Source organism: Egicoccus halophilus (genome assembly GCF_004300825.1).
GTDB classification, from domain to species: domain Bacteria; phylum Actinomycetota; class Nitriliruptoria; order Nitriliruptorales; family Nitriliruptoraceae; genus Egicoccus; species Egicoccus halophilus.
In genome coordinates this window covers 2,845,866-2,861,355 of sequence record NZ_CP036250.1, presented here as the reverse complement: position 1 = coordinate 2,861,355, position 15,490 = coordinate 2,845,866, and the positions used below count along the sequence as shown (strand labels likewise).

Here is a 15,490-nt window from a genome sequence, read left to right as displayed (position 1 = left end):
CGGCCGTGCCGGCAGCGTTCACCCGCGCCGCGTACCGAGCCGGTGGTCGAGGACCTCGGCGAGATCGTCGGCGAGCGACGGTGCCTCGTCGCCGGTCAGCGTGGCGATCGTGATGCGCACACCGGGGGGCGCGTCGATGCGGTAGGGCTCGCCGGCCTGCACGCCCCACCCGCGGGCGAGCAGGCCCTGTACGACCGGGACCTCCTCGGGGACCGGCACCCACAGGTTGAGCCCGCTGGTGCCGTGGGCGACGATGCCCGCGTCGGCGAGCGCGTCGCGCAGGGCGTCGCGGCGACGCGCGTAGGTGGCGGCGGCGGTGGCGAGCGTGCCGGCGGCGTCGGCGCGGCGCCACACCTCGGCGGTCAGGTGCTGCAACAGGTGGCTGACCCAGCCGGTTCCGAGCCGCTGTCGGCCGAGCACCCGCTGCACCGACTCCTCGTCCCCCGCCAGCACCGCGACCCGCAGGTCGGGTCCCAGGGCCTTGGCGACCGAGCGCACCACCGCCCACCGCTCGCGGCCGGTGCTCAGCGTGACCGCCGGCACCCCGGCGACGGCACTGGCGTGGTCGTCCTCGATGAGCAGCAGCTCGGGTGCGGCGTCGAGCAGTGGGCGCAGTTGCTCGGCCCGGGCAGGGGAGAGCGCCGCACCGGACGGGTTGGCGGCGCGCGGCACCACGACCAGCGCGTCGAGGCCGTCGGCCAGCGCCGCCTCGAGGGCGTCGGGCAACGGTCCCTCGTCGTCGACGGCGATCCCGACCGGCGTCAGGCCCAGCGCCCGGGCGAGGTCGAGCGAACCGGCGTAGCCGGGATCCTCGAGGCCGATCCGGTCACCGAGGCGCAGGTGCACCTCGAGGACCCGTTCGATCCCGTCGAGCCCGCCGCCGACGACGGCGAGATGGCCGGTGGCCACGCCGTCGGCCTCCAACGAGACCCGCGCGAGCTCGAGCAGGGCCTCGACGCCGGGTTCGTCGCCGTACAGGCGGTGGACCGGTCCCACCGCCGCGAGGGCCGGCCCCAGGTCCGGCAACAGCGTCGGGTCGGGATTGCCCGTGGTGAGGTCGCGGGTGCCGGGAGGAAGATCGGGCGCGAGTCTGCTTGTGAGCGAGGGTCGGTGGCCGACCACGGTCCTCGAGCGGTCGTGCGTGACCAGGACACCGCGCTGGCGCAGGTCGCGGTAGGCGGCTGCGACGGTGGTCGGTGACACCCCGAGCTCACGCGCGAGAACACGGACCGACGGCACCGCCTCCCCGGCGGCGAGCGCACCGCTGACGACCCCCCGCTCGACGGAACGGACGATGGTGGCGGCACGGTCGCCGCGGATCGAGTACTGTACCGGCTCAGACGTCATAGCTGTACTGTAACAGAACACCGTTGATGCCGTTGTCGCCGTTCAGTAGTGGCGAGCGGTTCGAAGCGCCGGTCGTGGCGCAAGACGCCGCCCCGACCCTGTCCTGCCGAGGTTCGTTGCACGTGTCCGCCTTCCTTCCCGATGACCTGTTGCGCGTGCGTCGGCACCCCGAACGGGGCACCACCTCACGCGAGGTCGTCCACTCCATCCTCGATGCCGGACTGGTCTGCCACCTCGGCTACCTGCACGGTGACCGCCCCGTCGTCGTACCGACGCTGTACGGCCGGGACGGCGACGAACTCGTCGTGCACGGCTCGGCCGCGTCACGGGCGATGCGCGCCGGTGCCACCGGCCTGCCCGTGTGCGTCACCGTGATGCTGCTCGACGCGCTGGTGCTCGCCCGCTCGGCGTTCCACCACTCGCTCAACTACCGCTCCGTCGTGGTGCACGGTGAGGCGCAGGCGATCGAGGACCCGGACGACAAGACCGCGGCGCTGCGCACCCTGACCGAACACGCCACGCCCGGCCGCTGGGCCGAGGTCCGCTGGCCCACGCCGCAGGAGTTGCGCGCCACCACGGTGCTGCGCCTGTCGCTCGACGGTGCGGTCGCCAAGGTCCGGGCCGGCGGGGTCGGCGACGACGAGGCCGACCTCGACCTGCCCGTGTGGGCGGGCGTCGTGCCGGTCGCGACCAGCTGGGGGGAGGCCGTCGCCACGCCCGGACTCGCCGACGGCCTGGTACCGCCCGCCTCGGTCGTCGCTGCCGCCTCGCGCCCGTCGCTCACCGCGACCGGTGTCCCGGCCGGCCTGAGCGCCAGCCTGACCTCCGGGGACCGCCCATGACCAGGACCGGCAACCGGGCCCTGACGCAGCGCCTGCGTCGGGCCCGCCCCCTCGCGCGCGTCGACGGGCCCTCCGCTTCCGGCCCGGACTCAAGCTCGAACTCGGGCTCGGGCTCGGGCACCGGCACACGGTCGCGACTCGAGCGCCGCACCGTCCTGGTCGTGCTCGCGCTGTTCGCCGTCTACGTGGTGTGGGGCTCGACGTTCCTGGCCATCAAGGTCGCGATCGAGACCATCCCGCCGTTCACCATGATGGCGATCCGGTTCGCGATCGCCGGGTCCGTCCTGTTCGCGTGGGCCGTGCGGCGCGGGGACCGGGCCGGCGACCGGGTCACGCTGCGCCAGTGGCGTCACGCGGTGACGACCGGCGCGCTGCTGCTCGTCGGCGGCACCGGCCTGGTGTCGCTCGCGCAGACCCGCATCTCGTCGGGGACCGCCGCGCTGCTGTGCGCCACGGTGCCGCTGTGGATGGCCCTGCTCGGTCGCGGCATGTTCGGCGAGCGGCTCTCGCCACGGGCGTGGCTGGGGCTGCTGATCGGCTTCGGCGGGGTGGCCGCGCTGGTCGACCCCCGCGGTGGCGGTCACCTCGGCGCCATGCTGCTGGTGCTGGTCGCCACCCTCGCGTGGGCGGCCGGCTCGATGCGCAGCCGCACCGCCGACGCCCCGTCACGGCCGTTGGTGGCCGCGGCGATGGAGATGCTCGGCGCCGCGCTGGTGTTCTCGATCATCGCCGTCGGCTCCGGTGAGGCCTCGGGCGTGGTGTGGAGTGCGATCGGGATCGACGCGATCCTCGCGCTGGTCTACCTCACCACGGCGGGCTCGCTGTTGGCCTTCACGGCCTACAGCTGGCTGCTGCGCAACGCCTCGACGACGCTGGTCGGGACCTACGCCTACGTCAACCCGGTGGTCGCCGTGCTGCTCGGCTGGGCGTTCGCGGGGGAGCTCGTCACGGGTCGCACCGTGGTCGCGGGCGCGATCATCCTCGGGTCGGTGGTGCTGCTGATCACCGGCCGACCCGGCGAGCCCGTCCCCGCCCAGGCCACCTCCGGTGGTGACGTGTTCGCCGGTGAGGCGCGCTGGCACCGTGCCAAGCGCCGGGTCGGCCAGCTACCGTCCGCCGCGCGGCTGTACCGCCGTCCCGGCGTGGAGGGGCCACGCCCGGCCCGACGCGACCAGGAACCGGCATGGGAGACGCGCACGCGGTGAACCCGTCCACCGCTCACGTGCTCGCCGTGTGCGTCGGCCGGGCCCGCCCGACCGCGCACAGCACCGTCGGGGCCACCGCGATCGACAAGCGGCCCGTCGACGGTCCGGTCATCGCCGACGTCGCCGGGCTCGCCGGTGACGAACAGTCCGACCGGACGTTCCACGGTGGCCTCGACCAGGCCCTGTACGCCTACGCACAGGAGGACGCCGACGCCTGGGCGGCCGAGCTCGACCGCGACCTGCCACCCGGCGTCTTCGGGGAGAACCTGCGGGTGGTCGGCCTCGAGGTGTCGCACGCCCGCATCGGCGAGGTGTGGCGGATCGGTGGCTGCACGGTGCAGGTCACCGCGCCGCGGACGCCGTGTCGCACGTTCGCGGCCTTCTGGGACGTGCCGGACCTGGTGCGTCGCTTCCTCGCCGCCGGTCGGCCGGGTGCCTACCTGCGCGTGCTGGTCCCCGGCCCGATCCAGGCCGGTGACCAGGTCCTGCTCGTGGAGGCGCCGCCGACCGACGTGACGGTCGCCGAGGTCGTGCGCATCTTCACCCGCGACCGCGCCGAGGCGACACGGCTGGTCGGGCTGCCCGGCCTGTCGGAGCGCCTGACCAACTGGGCCGCCGCCCGCACCACCGGGCGGACCGTCTGAACCGACGCCGGGTCGCCCCGGGGGCCGTCACCGGCCCTTGGGGTGCCAGACGGTCTTGGTCTCGCAGAACGCCACGATGCGACGCGGGCCGTAGGGCGTGCGCGTCCAGTCCGGTTCGGCGTCCGGCACCTTGAGCACCCGCTTGACGTTCTCGGCCGCCGCGACCTGCAGTTCGGTCGTGTCGCGGCCGGCGAACCCGGACAGGTCGAGCGCGTTGACGTCGAGGTGGCCGGCCAGGACCGGGGCGAGCTCGTCGGCGAAGCCGGTCAGCACGTTGATCACCCCGCCGGGCACGTCGGAGGTGGCGAGCACCTCGCCGAGGGTGACCGCCGGCAACGGGCGGTCCTGGCTCGCGACGACCACCACGGTGTTGCCGCTGACCACGATCGGCGCGACGACTGACACCAGACCGAGCAACGAGGACGCCTGCGGGGCGATCGCGCCGACGACGCCGGTCGGCTCGGGCACCGACAGGTCGAAGTACGGTCCGGCGACCGGGTTGGCGGTCGAGTGCACGGCCTGGAACTTGTCCGACCAGCCCGCGTACCAGACCCAACGGTCGATCGCGGCGTCGACCAGCGTCTCCGCCTGCTTGTCCTTGACCCCCTCGGCGCGGGCGACCTCGTCGACGAACTGGGCCCGGCGGCCCTCGAGGACCTCCGCGACGCGGTACAGGACCTGACCACGGTTGTAGGCGGTGGCACCCGCCCAGCCGGGCTGCGCCTTGCGGGCGGCGCCGACGGCGTCACGCACGTCCTTGCGCGACGCGCGGGCGGCGTTGGCGACGAAGGTCCCGTCGGCGGTCGAGACCTCGTAGACGCGGCCGGACTCCGAACGCGGGAAGGCGCCGCCGACGTAGAGCTTGTAGGTCTTGCGGACGTCGAGTCGCGGGGCGGCGGCCATCAGTAGTCCTCCTGCTGCAGGTAGGCGGCCAGGCCGTGGATGCCGCCCTCGCGGCCGAACCCGGACTCCTTGTAGCCACCGAACGGGCTGGTGGGGTCGAAGCGGTTGAAGGTGTTGGCCCACACCACGCCGGCGCGCAGCTGATCGGCCATCCACAGGATGCGCGAGCCCTTCTCGGACCACACGCCGGCCGACAGCCCGTAGGGGGTGTTGTTCGCCTTGGCGACCGCCTCCTCGGCGGTGCGGAAGCTCAGCACGCTGAGCACCGGGCCGAAGACCTCCTCCTGGGCGATGCGCGAGGACTGGCTCACGTCGGTGAACACCGTGGGCGCGAACCAGAACCCGCGTTCGGGCAGTTCGCAGGCCGGCGACCAACGCTGGGCACCCTCGGCCTCGCCGGCGTCGACCAGCGTGGTGATCCGCTCGAGCTGGTCGCGGGAGTTGATCGCGCCGATGTCGGTGTTCTTGTCCAGCGGGTTCCCCAGGCGCAGGGTGCCGAGCCGCTGCTGCAGCTTGTCGATCACGAGGTCGTGGATCGACTCCTGCACCAGCAGCCGCGAGCCGGCGCAGCACACGTGGCCCTGGTTGAAGAAGATCCCGTCGACGATGCCCTCGATCGCCTGGTCGATCGGCGCGTCGTCGAACACGATGTTGGCGGCCTTGCCGCCGAGCTCGAGCGTCAGCCGCTTGCCGGTGCCGGCGAGCTGGCGCTGGATCGCCTTGCCGACCGCGGTCGAGCCGGTGAAGGCGACCTTGTCGACGTCCGGGTGCGCGACCAGGGCCGCCCCGGTGTCCCCCGCGCCGGTGACGATGTTCACGACGCCCGGGGGCAGGTCGGCCTGCTGGCAGATCTCGGCGAACAGCAGCGCCGACAGCGGGGTGGTCTCGGCCGGCTTGAGCACGACCGTGTTGCCGCACGCCAGCGCCGGGGCGACCTTCCAGGCCAGCATCAGCAACGGGAAGTTCCACGGGATGACCTGGCCACACACGCCGACGGGCGCCGGGTCGTGGCCGAGCCCGGCCCACTCGAGCTTGTCGGCCCAGCCGGCGTGGTAGAAGAAGTGCGCCGCGGCGGTGGGAACGTCGACGTCGCGGGTCTCGCGGATCGGCTTGCCGTTGTCGAGCGTCTCGAGCACGGCCAGCTCGCGGGCACGTTCCTGCAGCAGTCGGGCGATGCGGAAGAGGTACTTGCCCCGTTCGGCGCCGGGCAGCCTCGACCACGTCCCGAACGCCGTGCGGGCGGCGGCGACCGCCCGGTCGACGTCGGGGGCGGTCGCGAGCGCGACGTCGGCGAGGTGCTCCTCGGTGGCCGGGGAGATGGTGGCGAAGCTGCCGCCCTCGGCCGGGTCGACGAACTCGCCGTCGACGAACAACCGGTAGGCGTCGCGGACGGTGGCGAGATCGCGCGCCTCGGGCGCGGGCGCGTAGTCCCACGTCGGCGTGATCAGGTCGGGAACGGTGGCGTCGGCCACGGCGCTTCCTTCGGTTCGGCGGCGGCGCGTCCCGGCGACGGGCACGAGCCGTCCCAGCATAGTGTCGCCGGCGTCGGTGCCCTCCCCGTGGTGCGGGTACCGACCGGAACCCCGCGAGCCGGGGTAACCGAACGTCGTCCCGGGGCGTCGGTGGGTCAGATGCCCGACACGAGCACGGCGAGGTGGCAGTGGTGGCGACCGACGACGAGGCCTTCCGGGCCTTCGTGGACCGCGAGTACCGCCCACTTGTCCGCGGCCTCGCGCTGTACTGCGGCGATGCCGCGGTCGCCGAGGAGCTGGCGCAGGACGCCTTCGCCCGGGCCTTCCAGCGCTGGAGCAGCGTGTCGGGCATGGCCCGTCCGGACGCCTGGCTGCGCACGGTCGCCTTCAACCTCGCCCGGTCGCGGTTCCGTCGCCGGGCCGCGGAACGCCGGGCCTACACGCGGCACGGGACGGGGCCGGCGTCCGCACCCGAGGTCGAGGTCGGCGGCGTTCAAGGGCATCGAGAACCTGCGCCGCACGCTCGGCCACGAGGTCACCGCGATCGAGGAGGGCGCCTCCCATGCCTGACATCACCGACCTGCTCGGCCAGGCCGCCTCGGACGCCGACGGCCCGACACCGATCGACACGATCGTGCGTCGCGGACAGCGCCGTCAGCGCGCCGTGCGTGCCACCGTCGTCGGCGTGCCGCTCGCCGTGGTCGCTCTCGCGGCGGTGGCCGTGGCGGGCCTCGGCGCGCCGACCGGACTCGTGTCGACCCCGGGGCACGTCCGCATGGAGCGATCATCGCCCAGCGGGGCACCTGACGCTCATGGTGGTCCGTTCGTCGCGACCGCGAACATCCGCTCTGCCGCCCGTATCGTCCCGCGTCCTTCCGAGGCGCGTGGAACGTTGATGCTGGCCCAGCAACCATCCATGTCGAGCAGGCACGGCCGACCTGCCCGTACATCACGGTGCTGGCATGCCTGCCGGGGTAGCTCCTACGGGCGTTGTGGTGCGTTGTGGTCACCCGCCCTCGCCGTGGGTTCGAGCGACGGCCAAGCCGATCTCCTCGGCTGCTGCGCACAGGTCGCCATCGCCGGCGACCATGACCGCCGAGCTGTTCTGGACGCGTTCGGCTGCGGCGAGGTGAACGGCGTCGTAGCCACGCAGGGCATGGCGCTGGGCGAGTTCGCCGGCACGGCGCACCAGCAGGTCGTCGACCTCCAGCAGGTCGAGTTGGTCATAGAGCCTGCCGAGTTCCTCGATCGCGACGGCGAGGTCGTCCGCCGCCATGCGCCCCAGTCGGGCTGCCTGTGCGAGCGCGGCGCGGGCCTCGGTGTAGATCAGACGTACCGAGGTGACGTGCTCCGCGGCGTCCCAGACCCGTCCGGACCGTTCCGAGCCCGGTTCCTCGATGAGGAGCGGGATCAGGGCGGACGTGTCGAAGTAGGCGATCACCGACGTTGCTCGCCCACCAGCCCACTGATCGGCGCGGTCGCGGGGACGCGGGTCCTCGGTCGTGCGCGGCGGCGGGAGGCCGCGGGCACGACGAGGCCCTCGTCGATCAGCCGATCGAAGGTGTTCGTGCTTCCCACGGGGACCAGCCGTGCGATCGGACGGCCCCGATCCGTGACGGTCAGCTCCTCGCCTGCCCTGACGCGCTCGAGGTAGCGACTCAGATGGTCACGCAGCTCTCGTACCCCGGCCTCGGCCATGCCGTCTCCGATGTGGCGTCTTCTCGCATGCATCGTAGCCACAACGGAAGGGGGCGGACAGGACGGATCCCAACCCGTGTACAGCCGCTGCCGTGTCTTCTCCGGTCGGAAGCGTTGGCCGATCCGACGACACTCGCTGACGAATTCAGTCGATCGTGACGCGGTCTGGGGTCCAGTAGTGGCCGGTGCGCTGCTTGTTGCGTTGCATCAGCAGGTCGTTGAGCAGGCTGGAGGCGCCGAAACGGAACCGGTCGGGACGCAGCCACTCCGGGCCGGCGGTCTCGTTGACCAGCACCAGGTACTTCAGCGCGTCCTTCGCGGTGCGGATCCCGCCGGCGGACTTCACGCCGCGGAACTCGCCGGTGACCGAGGCGAAGTCCCGCACGGCCTGGAGCATCACCAGCGTGACGGGCAGCGTCGACGCGGGCGACACCTTGCCGGTGGAGGTCTTGACGAAGTCGCCACCGCCGGCCAGCGCCAACCACGACGCCCGGCGCACGTTGTCGTAGGTCGCGAGCTCCCCGGTCTCCAGGATCACCTTGAGGTGGGCGTCGCCGCAGGCCTCCTTGACCGCCACGATCTCCTCGAGGACCTGCCCGTAGCGGCCCGACAGGAACGCGCCCCGGTCGATCACCATGTCGATCTCGGTGGCGCCGGCCTCGACCGCCATCCGCGTGTCGGCGAGCTTGACGTCCAGGCTCGAGCGCCCCGACGGGAACGCGGTCGCGACCGAGGCGACGTCGATGTCGGTGCCCTGCAGCGCGTCGACGGCCACCGCGACCAGGTCCGGGTAGACGCACACGGCGGCGACGGGCGGGCAGTCCGGGTCGGCCGGGTCCGGCCGGCGCGCCTTGGCGCACAGCGAGCGGACCTTGCCGGGCGTGTCGGCGCCCTCGAGCGTGGTGAGGTCGACCGCGCGGATCGCCAGGTCGAGCGCCCATGCCTTGGCGTCGGTCTTGATCGAACGCGTCCCGAGCTGCGCGACGCGCTTCTCGACACCAACCTGGTCGACACCGGGGAGCCCGTGCAGGAACCGGCGCAGCGCCGACTCGGAGGCGGTCACCTCGCGCAGGTCGGTCTCGTCACCGGGCAGGACGAGGGAGGAGGTCATGGCGACGACTCGCGCGTTCGGTGACAGGACGACCGACGCAGCCTACCGGCGTCGCACCCCGCTCCTGCCGACGACGGGGGCACTCGTGCGTCCGAGGCGCAGCGGGAACGCGAGCCGCCGGCGCTACGGTTGATGGGTCCACGACCGCGCGAGCGCCGATGTCCCCTGTTGCCGATCCCGAGCTGGTGCTCGTGGGCGTCACCCGCCGCTTCGGTGAGGTCGTCGCCCTCGACCGGCTCGACCTGACCATCGCCCGTGGCGAGGTCGTCGGCCTGCTCGGACACAACGGCGCCGGCAAGACCACCACGGTGCGCCTGCTCGCCGGGCTGCTCGCGGCCGACGGGGGGACCGTGCGCGTCGGCGGGCTCGACCCGACCGTGGACGGCGCGACGGTGCGTCGCCGGCTGGGCGTGCTGCCGGCGGATCCGGTGGTGGACCGACGGATGACCGCAGCGCAGAACCTCGCCTTCGCGGCGGACGTGTTCGGTATGGCCGAGGCCGGGCTCGACGCCCGCATCGACGCGGCGCTGGAACGGTTCGGGCTCGCCGGCCGCGGGGACGACGAGGTGGCCGGCTTCTCGACCGGGATGCGTCAGCGACTGTCGCTGGCCCGGGTCCTGCTGCCGGACCCCGAGGTGCTCCTGCTCGACGAGCCGACCGCCGCCCTCGATCCGATCGCGGCCCGGCAGGTCCGCCGGGAGCTCGCCATGCTCGCGGCCGAGGAGGGCCGCACCGTCGTGGTCGCGACCCACGACCTCGCCGAGGCCGAACTGCTGTGCGACCGCGTGGTCGTGCTCGAACGTGGCCGGATCGTGGTCGACGGCAGCCCCGCCGAACTCGCCGCCGCCCATGGCACCGGCGGCCTGCTGCTCGAGGTCGCACCCGACCAGGTCGACATCGTGCACCGTCGGCTGTCGCGGCTGGCCGCCGTCCGCGACGTCGAGATCGACGCGGCCGGGCGCGTGCGGGCCCGTGGCGTCCCACGCGACGAGATCCCTGGACTGGTGTGGGCGCTCGCCGCCGCCGAGCTCGCCGTGTACGAGGTGCGCCGCCTCGACCCGACGCTCGAGGAGGTCTACCTCGCCCTGCACGACCGTGCGCCGGTCCGTGCCGAGGCTCCCGGGACCGACGACGGAGGTGGCGGATGAACTGGCGGGGGATCGGCGCGGTCGTGCGACGCGACCTGCGCCTGGTGTGGGGCAGCAAGTCGGTGGTGGTGCCCTCGATCGTGGTGCCGGCGCTGCTGCTGGTGGTCCTGCCGGCGCTCGCCGGCGCGATCCCGCGCTTCGTGGACGTGGTGGGCACCAACGACATCGACGCGTTGCTGCGTGCACTGCCGCCGGGGGTCGTCGCCGGTCTCTCCGCCGATCCCGGGCTGATGGTCGCCGAGGTGGCGGTGACCTGGCTGCTCGCGCCGCTGGTGCTGCTCGTCCCCGTGATGTTCGCTGCGGTCGTCGCCGCCGACGGCATCGCCGGGGAGAAGGAACGCGGGACCCTCGAGGGGCTGCTGCTCACCCCGCTGACCGACCGCGAGCTGGCCACCGCCAAGCTGGTCGCGGCCTGGATCCCCGCCGCGGTACTGGGCGTCGGCGGGGCGGTGCTGTACGCGACCGTGGCCAACCTGGCGGTCGGCACCCAGGTCGGCCGGCTGGTGCTGCCGACCGCGGAGTTCGCCCTGATGGCGCTGTGGGTCGGTCCGACCTTCGCGGCGGCGGCGATGGCGGCGGTGTCGTTGATCTCCGCGCGGGCGAAGACCACCCAGGAGGCGTTCCAGCTCGGCGGCGTGGTGGTGATCCCGGTGGTGGTGATGCTGGTCAGCCAGGCGAGCGGGGCGCTGCTGCTGTCGACGTGGCTGCTCGTCGGTGCCGGTCTCATCGCGCTCGCGATCGCCGCCGCACTGCTGCGGTCGGCGACCCGGGCGCTCTCGCGCGGTCGGCTCGGGGTCCGCTTGACCTGACCTCGCTGCATCCGGGTGGGCAGATCCCCACCCCGGCCCCCGACCCGCCGCTCACCGAACCGGCCCCGGCGCGGCCCCCGGTCGGCGGGCGGTGCAGGTGACCGGTGGCGGCCGGGACCGGCTGGTACCTCGGCATCCGACGAGGAGATCCGCCGTGCCGCTCGACCCGAACCCGCCGTTCGCGCCGTTCGAACCCGTCGACGGCTACCTGCCGATCGAGGATCACGGGCTGATCGGGGACGGCGTGACCACCGCGCTGGTCGCCCGCGACGGGTCCATCCCGTGGGCGTGTCTGCCCCGGTTCGACAGCCCGGCGACGTTCGCGGCGCTGCTGGACCGGGAACGCGGGGGCCACTTCACCGTCCAGCCCGAGGGGCTCGAGGCCGGCCGGCAGCGCTACGTCGAGGACACCGGCGTGCTCGTCACCGAGCTGCGCGCCGCCGACGGCACGGTCGAGATAACCGACGCGCTGACGTTGCAGGGCGGGGCCGACCTCGCCGAGGGCGTGGCGTGCGACCGCCAGGAGCTCGTCCGGCTCGTGCGCGTGACCGAGGGCCGGGTCCGGCTCGACGTCGTACTCGCCCCGCGCTCCGCCGGTGAGGTGCAACGGCGCAGCGGCGGGTGGTACGTGCGTTGCAGCGGCCCGGGCAGCGTCGACCTGCAGCTCTTCGCCGACCGTGAACTCGACGTGCCCGACGACGACGGTGGCGACGGCGTCGGCCTGACGGCGGGCATCGACCTCGAGGAGGGCGACACGCTGGCCCTGTCGCTGGGTTGGCGCGACAGCGCCCACCGGTTCCATCCGGTGCGTCCGGCCGAGGCGGTCGAGCAGACCGTCGAGGCGTGGCGGCGCTGGATCGGTTGCTTCCGCCACGACGGGCCGCAGACCGCCCTGGTGCGCCGCTCGGCGCTGACGCTCAAGATGCTCGACCACTTCGCCAACGGCGCGATGGTGGCGGCCCCGACCGCGTCGCTGCCGGAGACGATCGCGGGGGAGCGCAACTGGGACTACCGCTACGCCTGGATCCGCGACGCCGCGTTCTCGGTCTACGCCCTGCGACGGGTCGGCATGCGGGCGGAGGCGTCGGCGTTCCTCGGCTGGGTCCTCGACCGGGTCGAGCCCGAGGATCGTCCCCGGGTGATGTATGACATCGACGGCCGGCAGCCGGTGCCCGAGGAACTCGACGACGAACTCGAGGGCTACCGAGGATCCGCACCGGTGCGGTGGGGCAACGCCGCGGCCGAGCAGCACCAGCACGACGTGTTCGGCGAGGTGCTCGACTGCGCCTACCAGTGGGTCGACGGGGACGGACACCTCGACGAGCACCTGTGGGAACGTCTGCGCGGCTTCGTCGAGCACGCCGCCGAGGAGTGGGACACCCCCGACCACGGCATCTGGGAGGTCCGCACCCCGGGTCGGGTGTTCACCTATTCCGCCGCGCTGTGTCACGTCGCGCTCGACCGTGGCGTCCGGCTGGCCGAGGACAACGGTCACGGCGGCGACGTCGACGGGTGGCGGACGACGGCCGAGCGCATCCGGGACGAGATCCTCGAGCGTGCCTGGGACGACGAACGCCAGACGTTGACCGAGCATCTCGGCGGTGGTCACCTCGACGCGAGTCTGCTGGCCCTGCCGCTGCGGCGGGTCGTGCCCGCCGACCACCCGCGGATGGTCGCGACCACCGAAGCGGTGGTGCGGGAGCTCGGCGCCGGCGACGGGCTGCTGTTCCGCTACCTGCCCGAGCTCTCGCCCGATGGGCTGGAGGGGGAGGAGGGCGCCTTCCTTCTGTGCAGCTTCTGGCTGGTCGACAACCTGGCCGGTCAGGGACGGCTCGACGAAGCCGAGGCGCTGTACGACTCGTTGTGTGCCCGCGCCAACCCGCTCGGGCTGCTGCCCGAGCAGATCGACCCGGCCACCGGGGCCTTCCTCGGCAACTTTCCGCAGGCGTTCAGCCACGTCGGCGTCATCGCCAGCAGCGTGGAGCTCGCCCGACGACGACAGGAACCAGCGTGATCCGACACCTGATCATCTGCGGCGCCAACAGCGACGTCGTGGGCCGCTACGTCATCCCGGCGATCGTGGAGCTGGTCGAGGAGGACGAGCTGCCCGAGGGGTTCACGCTCGTCGGCGTGGCCCGGCAGGACTGGGACGACGAGGCCTTCCGCGACCACCTGCTGGAGGAGCTCGCGGAGCACGCACCCGACGCCGACGACGTCGCGGTCCGCTCGCTGCTCGAGGTGGCGAGCTTCCATCGCGCCGACACCACCGAGGTCGACGAGCTGCGCGGCCTGGTCGACCACGGCGAGCCGGTGGCGGTGTATCTCGCGCTGCCGCCGACGATCTTCGCACCGACGGTGCAGGCACTCGACGAGGTCGGTCTGCCCGACGGCAGCCGCATCGTGGTCGAGAAGCCGTTCGGGGAGGATCTGGCGGCGGCGCAGGAGCTCAACCGGGTCCTGCACGCGACCTTCCCCGAGGAGTCGATCCACCGGGTCGACCACTTCCTCGGCATGCAGACGGTGCAGAACCTGTTGGCCCTGCGCTTCGCCAACCGCCTGCTCGAGCCCGTGTGGAACGCCCACCACGTCGAGCGGGTCGACATCGTCTGGGACGAGACCCTGACCCTCGAGGGCCGCGCCGGGTACTACGACGGCACCGGCGCGCTGAAGGACATGCTGCAGAACCACCTGCTGCAGGTGCTCGCGCTGGTGGCGATGGACGCTCCCGCGTCGCTGGAGGCCGAGGAGCTGCGTGGCCGCAAGGTCCAGGTGTTGCGCGAGGTCCGGGTCCTGTCGCCCGAGGAGGCGGTCGAGCACAGCCGCCGGGCCCGCTACGAGGCCGGTGAGCTCGACGGCGAGTCCGTGCCCGCCTACGTCGAGGAGGAAGGCGTCGACCCCGAGCTCGACACCGAGACGCTCGCCGAGCTGACCCTGGCGATCGACAGCTGGCGCTGGGCCGGCGTGCCGTTCCGGTTGCGCGCGGGCAAGGCGCTCGGCGCCGATCGGCAGGAGGTCGTCGTCCGGCTGCGACCGGTGCCGCACTCGCCGTTCGCCTCCGACGCGGCGCCCAACGAGATCCGCATCGAGCTCGAGCCCGAGCACCTGCACGTCCACGTCAACGTCTTCGGTGGCGGCACCGAACAGGAGCTCGAGGTCGTCGATCTCGACCAGGAACTGCCCGCGCCCGAGGTGCCGGCGTACGGCCGGGTGCTGCGCTCGGCGCTTGCCGGGGACCCGACGCTGTCGATCCGCGACGACGAGGCCGAGTTGGCCTGGCGGATCGTGGAGCCGGTGCTGCAGGCGTGGGAGCGGGGCGAGGTGCCGATGGACACGTATCCGGCCGGCAGCGACGGGCCCGACGGCTGGTCCTGACGCTCAGCGCTCCGGCGGGACCAGCTGCAGCCAGGTGTAGAAGGCGTCGACGTCGCCGTCGAGCGAGTAGACGGCGTCGTCGACGGTGGGGAACTGGGTGACGGTCGCGTCGAGCTGGGCCAGCAGGATCTGTGACCCGGTCGACGTGGAGGCGTTGGGGATCGCCTCGCGCAGTTCGGCGTCGAAGTCGACCGTGGCGGTGCCGTCGTCGATCGCGGCCGAGTTCAGCATGCCGGTGGTCTCCTCGGAGAACCAGCCTGCGTAGCCCTCCGCCTCCTCCTCGGAGCTCGGCCCGGCGAGCAGCTCCTCGAGCGCCCCGTGCAGGACGTCGGGGCCGGTGACGGTTCGCTGCACCGGGAAGACGTCGGAGAGGTCACCACGCTCGTCGTCGGTGAAGAACACCTCGACGACCCGCTCTGCCGCGTCGTCGTCGCCCCCGACCGGGTCGCGGTCGGTGTCGTCGGTGCCGTCGTCCGCGTTCTCCCCGACGGGGTCGCGGTCGGTGTCGTCGGTGTCGGACGGGCCTCCCGGGTCGCCGTCGTCCGCGCTCGGGTCGCCGTCGGCGTCGCTCGGGTCGACGCCATCGTCCGCGTCGCCGTCGCCGGGTCCGCCGGCGTCGAGGTCCTCGCCGATCGGCTCGGTGTCCTCGGGGGTGGCCCCGTCGGCGCCATCACCACCGTCGCCTCGCTCGCAGCCAGTGATCACCAGACCCGCCGCGCCGAGGACGGCGACGACGGAACGGAAACGGGTGCGACGTTGCAGGGAGCGCATGAAGGCCTTCTCCGGACGGTCACGTGCAGTCAAGGGTCGTGCGTCGACCCGCGCCGGGTGCGCGCACGGCCGGCCGGCCGGCGGTGCTCCCTGCGTCCACGCGGTGCCACCCGTTGAGGGCGCGGACGTGGCGGACCCGAGCCCGTCGAACGCCGCGTCGAGCACCGG

General features: G+C 73.1%; 15 protein-coding genes. 8 read left to right on the top strand and 7 right to left on the bottom strand.

The features are described 5' to 3' along the window. Positions 1-18: 18 nt before the first annotated feature. Positions 19-1,347, bottom strand: a complete 1,329-nt coding sequence (locus ELR47_RS12915) for an aminotransferase class I/II-fold pyridoxal phosphate-dependent enzyme (protein WP_130650274.1) — start codon at positions 1,345-1,347, stop codon at positions 19-21. A 122-nt stretch (positions 1,348-1,469) separates the two neighbouring features. Between ELR47_RS12915 and ELR47_RS12910 the strand changes: the two genes are divergently transcribed. Genes ELR47_RS12910 through ELR47_RS12900 form a run of 3 tightly spaced genes read left to right on the top strand, consistent with a single transcriptional unit; the run spans position 1,470 to position 4,038 of the window. After that, on the top strand, positions 1,470-2,189 hold the full coding sequence (locus tag ELR47_RS12910; RefSeq protein WP_205745240.1) for a pyridoxamine 5'-phosphate oxidase family protein: 720 nt from the start codon (positions 1,470-1,472) through the stop codon (positions 2,187-2,189). After that, positions 2,186-3,394, top strand: a complete 1,209-nt coding sequence (locus ELR47_RS12905; protein ID WP_130650273.1) for an EamA family transporter — start codon at positions 2,186-2,188, stop codon at positions 3,392-3,394. Before ELR47_RS12910 ends, ELR47_RS12905 begins: the two co-directional genes overlap by 4 nt. After that, complete coding sequence (locus ELR47_RS12900; RefSeq protein WP_130650272.1) at positions 3,373-4,038, top strand: MOSC domain-containing protein; 666 nt, start codon at positions 3,373-3,375, stop codon at positions 4,036-4,038. Before ELR47_RS12905 ends, ELR47_RS12900 begins: the two co-directional genes overlap by 22 nt. Before the next feature lie 27 nt (positions 4,039-4,065). Here the strand turns inward: ELR47_RS12900 and ELR47_RS12895 are convergent, their stop codons facing one another. Together ELR47_RS12895 and ELR47_RS12890 are read right to left on the bottom strand one after the other, a co-directional pair. Beyond that, entirely contained in the window at positions 4,066-4,941 is an 876-nt protein-coding gene (locus tag ELR47_RS12895; RefSeq protein ID WP_130650271.1) for an aldehyde dehydrogenase family protein, read from the bottom strand. Next, the gene (locus ELR47_RS12890; protein WP_229730685.1) at positions 4,941-6,413 is read right to left on the bottom strand and encodes an aldehyde dehydrogenase family protein; all 1,473 of its coding nucleotides are present in this window, start codon (positions 6,411-6,413) and stop codon (positions 4,941-4,943) included. Before ELR47_RS12890 ends, ELR47_RS12895 begins: the two co-directional genes overlap by 1 nt. Positions 6,414-6,595: 182 nt before the next feature. On the opposite strand from ELR47_RS12890, the gene ELR47_RS19385 reads away from it, so the two are divergent. Next, positions 6,596-7,309: an RNA polymerase sigma factor gene (locus ELR47_RS19385; protein ID WP_130650269.1), complete on the top strand. Its 714-nt coding sequence runs from the start codon at positions 6,596-6,598 to the stop codon at positions 7,307-7,309. Between the two features lie 110 nt (positions 7,310-7,419). Here ELR47_RS19385 and ELR47_RS12880 read toward each other — a convergent pair whose 3' ends face one another. From ELR47_RS12880 to deoC, 3 genes are all read right to left on the bottom strand, one after another. Next, entirely contained in the window at positions 7,420-7,854 is a 435-nt protein-coding gene (locus tag ELR47_RS12880) for a type II toxin-antitoxin system VapC family toxin (RefSeq protein WP_130650268.1), read from the bottom strand. Then, entirely contained in the window at positions 7,851-8,111 is a 261-nt protein-coding gene (locus ELR47_RS19380; protein WP_130650267.1) for a type II toxin-antitoxin system Phd/YefM family antitoxin, read from the bottom strand. Before ELR47_RS19380 ends, ELR47_RS12880 begins: the two co-directional genes overlap by 4 nt. A gap of 145 nt (positions 8,112-8,256) precedes the next feature. Then, positions 8,257-9,222 (bottom strand): deoxyribose-phosphate aldolase, encoded by a 966-nt coding sequence (deoC, locus tag ELR47_RS12870; RefSeq protein ID WP_130650266.1) that lies wholly within the window; start codon positions 9,220-9,222, stop codon positions 8,257-8,259. 158 nt (positions 9,223-9,380) lie between these two features. On the opposite strand from deoC, the gene ELR47_RS12865 reads away from it, so the two are divergent. The 4 genes from ELR47_RS12865 to ELR47_RS12850 all read left to right on the top strand — a co-directional run bounded on the left by ELR47_RS12865 (position 9,381) and on the right by ELR47_RS12850 (position 14,551). Then, a complete protein-coding gene (locus tag ELR47_RS12865; protein ID WP_130650265.1) occupies positions 9,381-10,370 on the top strand; it encodes an ABC transporter ATP-binding protein in 990 nt (329 codons plus the stop codon). Continuing rightward, entirely contained in the window at positions 10,367-11,179 is an 813-nt protein-coding gene (locus ELR47_RS12860; RefSeq protein WP_130650264.1) for an ABC transporter permease subunit, read from the top strand. Before ELR47_RS12865 ends, ELR47_RS12860 begins: the two co-directional genes overlap by 4 nt. Positions 11,180-11,333: 154 nt before the next feature. Further along, on the top strand, positions 11,334-13,193 hold the full coding sequence (locus ELR47_RS12855; protein WP_130650263.1) for a glycoside hydrolase family 15 protein: 1,860 nt from the start codon (positions 11,334-11,336) through the stop codon (positions 13,191-13,193). Next, complete coding sequence (locus ELR47_RS12850; RefSeq protein WP_130650262.1) at positions 13,190-14,551, top strand: glucose-6-phosphate dehydrogenase; 1,362 nt, start codon at positions 13,190-13,192, stop codon at positions 14,549-14,551. The genes ELR47_RS12855 and ELR47_RS12850 overlap by 4 nt, the downstream gene beginning before the upstream one ends. 3 nt (positions 14,552-14,554) lie before the next feature. On the opposite strand, the gene ELR47_RS12845 is transcribed toward ELR47_RS12850, so the two are convergent. Further along, on the bottom strand, positions 14,555-15,355 hold the full coding sequence (locus ELR47_RS12845; RefSeq protein ID WP_130650261.1) for a GerMN domain-containing protein: 801 nt from the start codon (positions 15,353-15,355) through the stop codon (positions 14,555-14,557). Positions 15,356-15,490: the final 135 nt, after the last annotated feature.

Coding starts and splice junctions, on each gene's coding strand:
- ELR47_RS12915 (WP_130650274.1), bottom strand. CDS start 1,347: ATGACGTCTGAGCCGGTACAGTACTCGATCCGCGGCGACCGTGCCGCC.
- ELR47_RS12905 (WP_130650273.1), top strand. CDS start 2,186: ATGACCAGGACCGGCAACCGGGCCCTGACGCAGCGCCTGCGTCGGGCC.
- ELR47_RS12900 (WP_130650272.1), top strand. CDS start 3,373: ATGGGAGACGCGCACGCGGTGAACCCGTCCACCGCTCACGTGCTCGCC.
- ELR47_RS12895 (WP_130650271.1), bottom strand. CDS start 4,941: ATGGCCGCCGCCCCGCGACTCGACGTCCGCAAGACCTACAAGCTCTAC.
- ELR47_RS19380 (WP_130650267.1), bottom strand. CDS start 8,111: ATGGCCGAGGCCGGGGTACGAGAGCTGCGTGACCATCTGAGTCGCTAC.
- deoC (WP_130650266.1), bottom strand. CDS start 9,222: ATGACCTCCTCCCTCGTCCTGCCCGGTGACGAGACCGACCTGCGCGAG.
- ELR47_RS12865 (WP_130650265.1), top strand. CDS start 9,381: ATGTCCCCTGTTGCCGATCCCGAGCTGGTGCTCGTGGGCGTCACCCGC.
- ELR47_RS12860 (WP_130650264.1), top strand. CDS start 10,367: ATGAACTGGCGGGGGATCGGCGCGGTCGTGCGACGCGACCTGCGCCTG.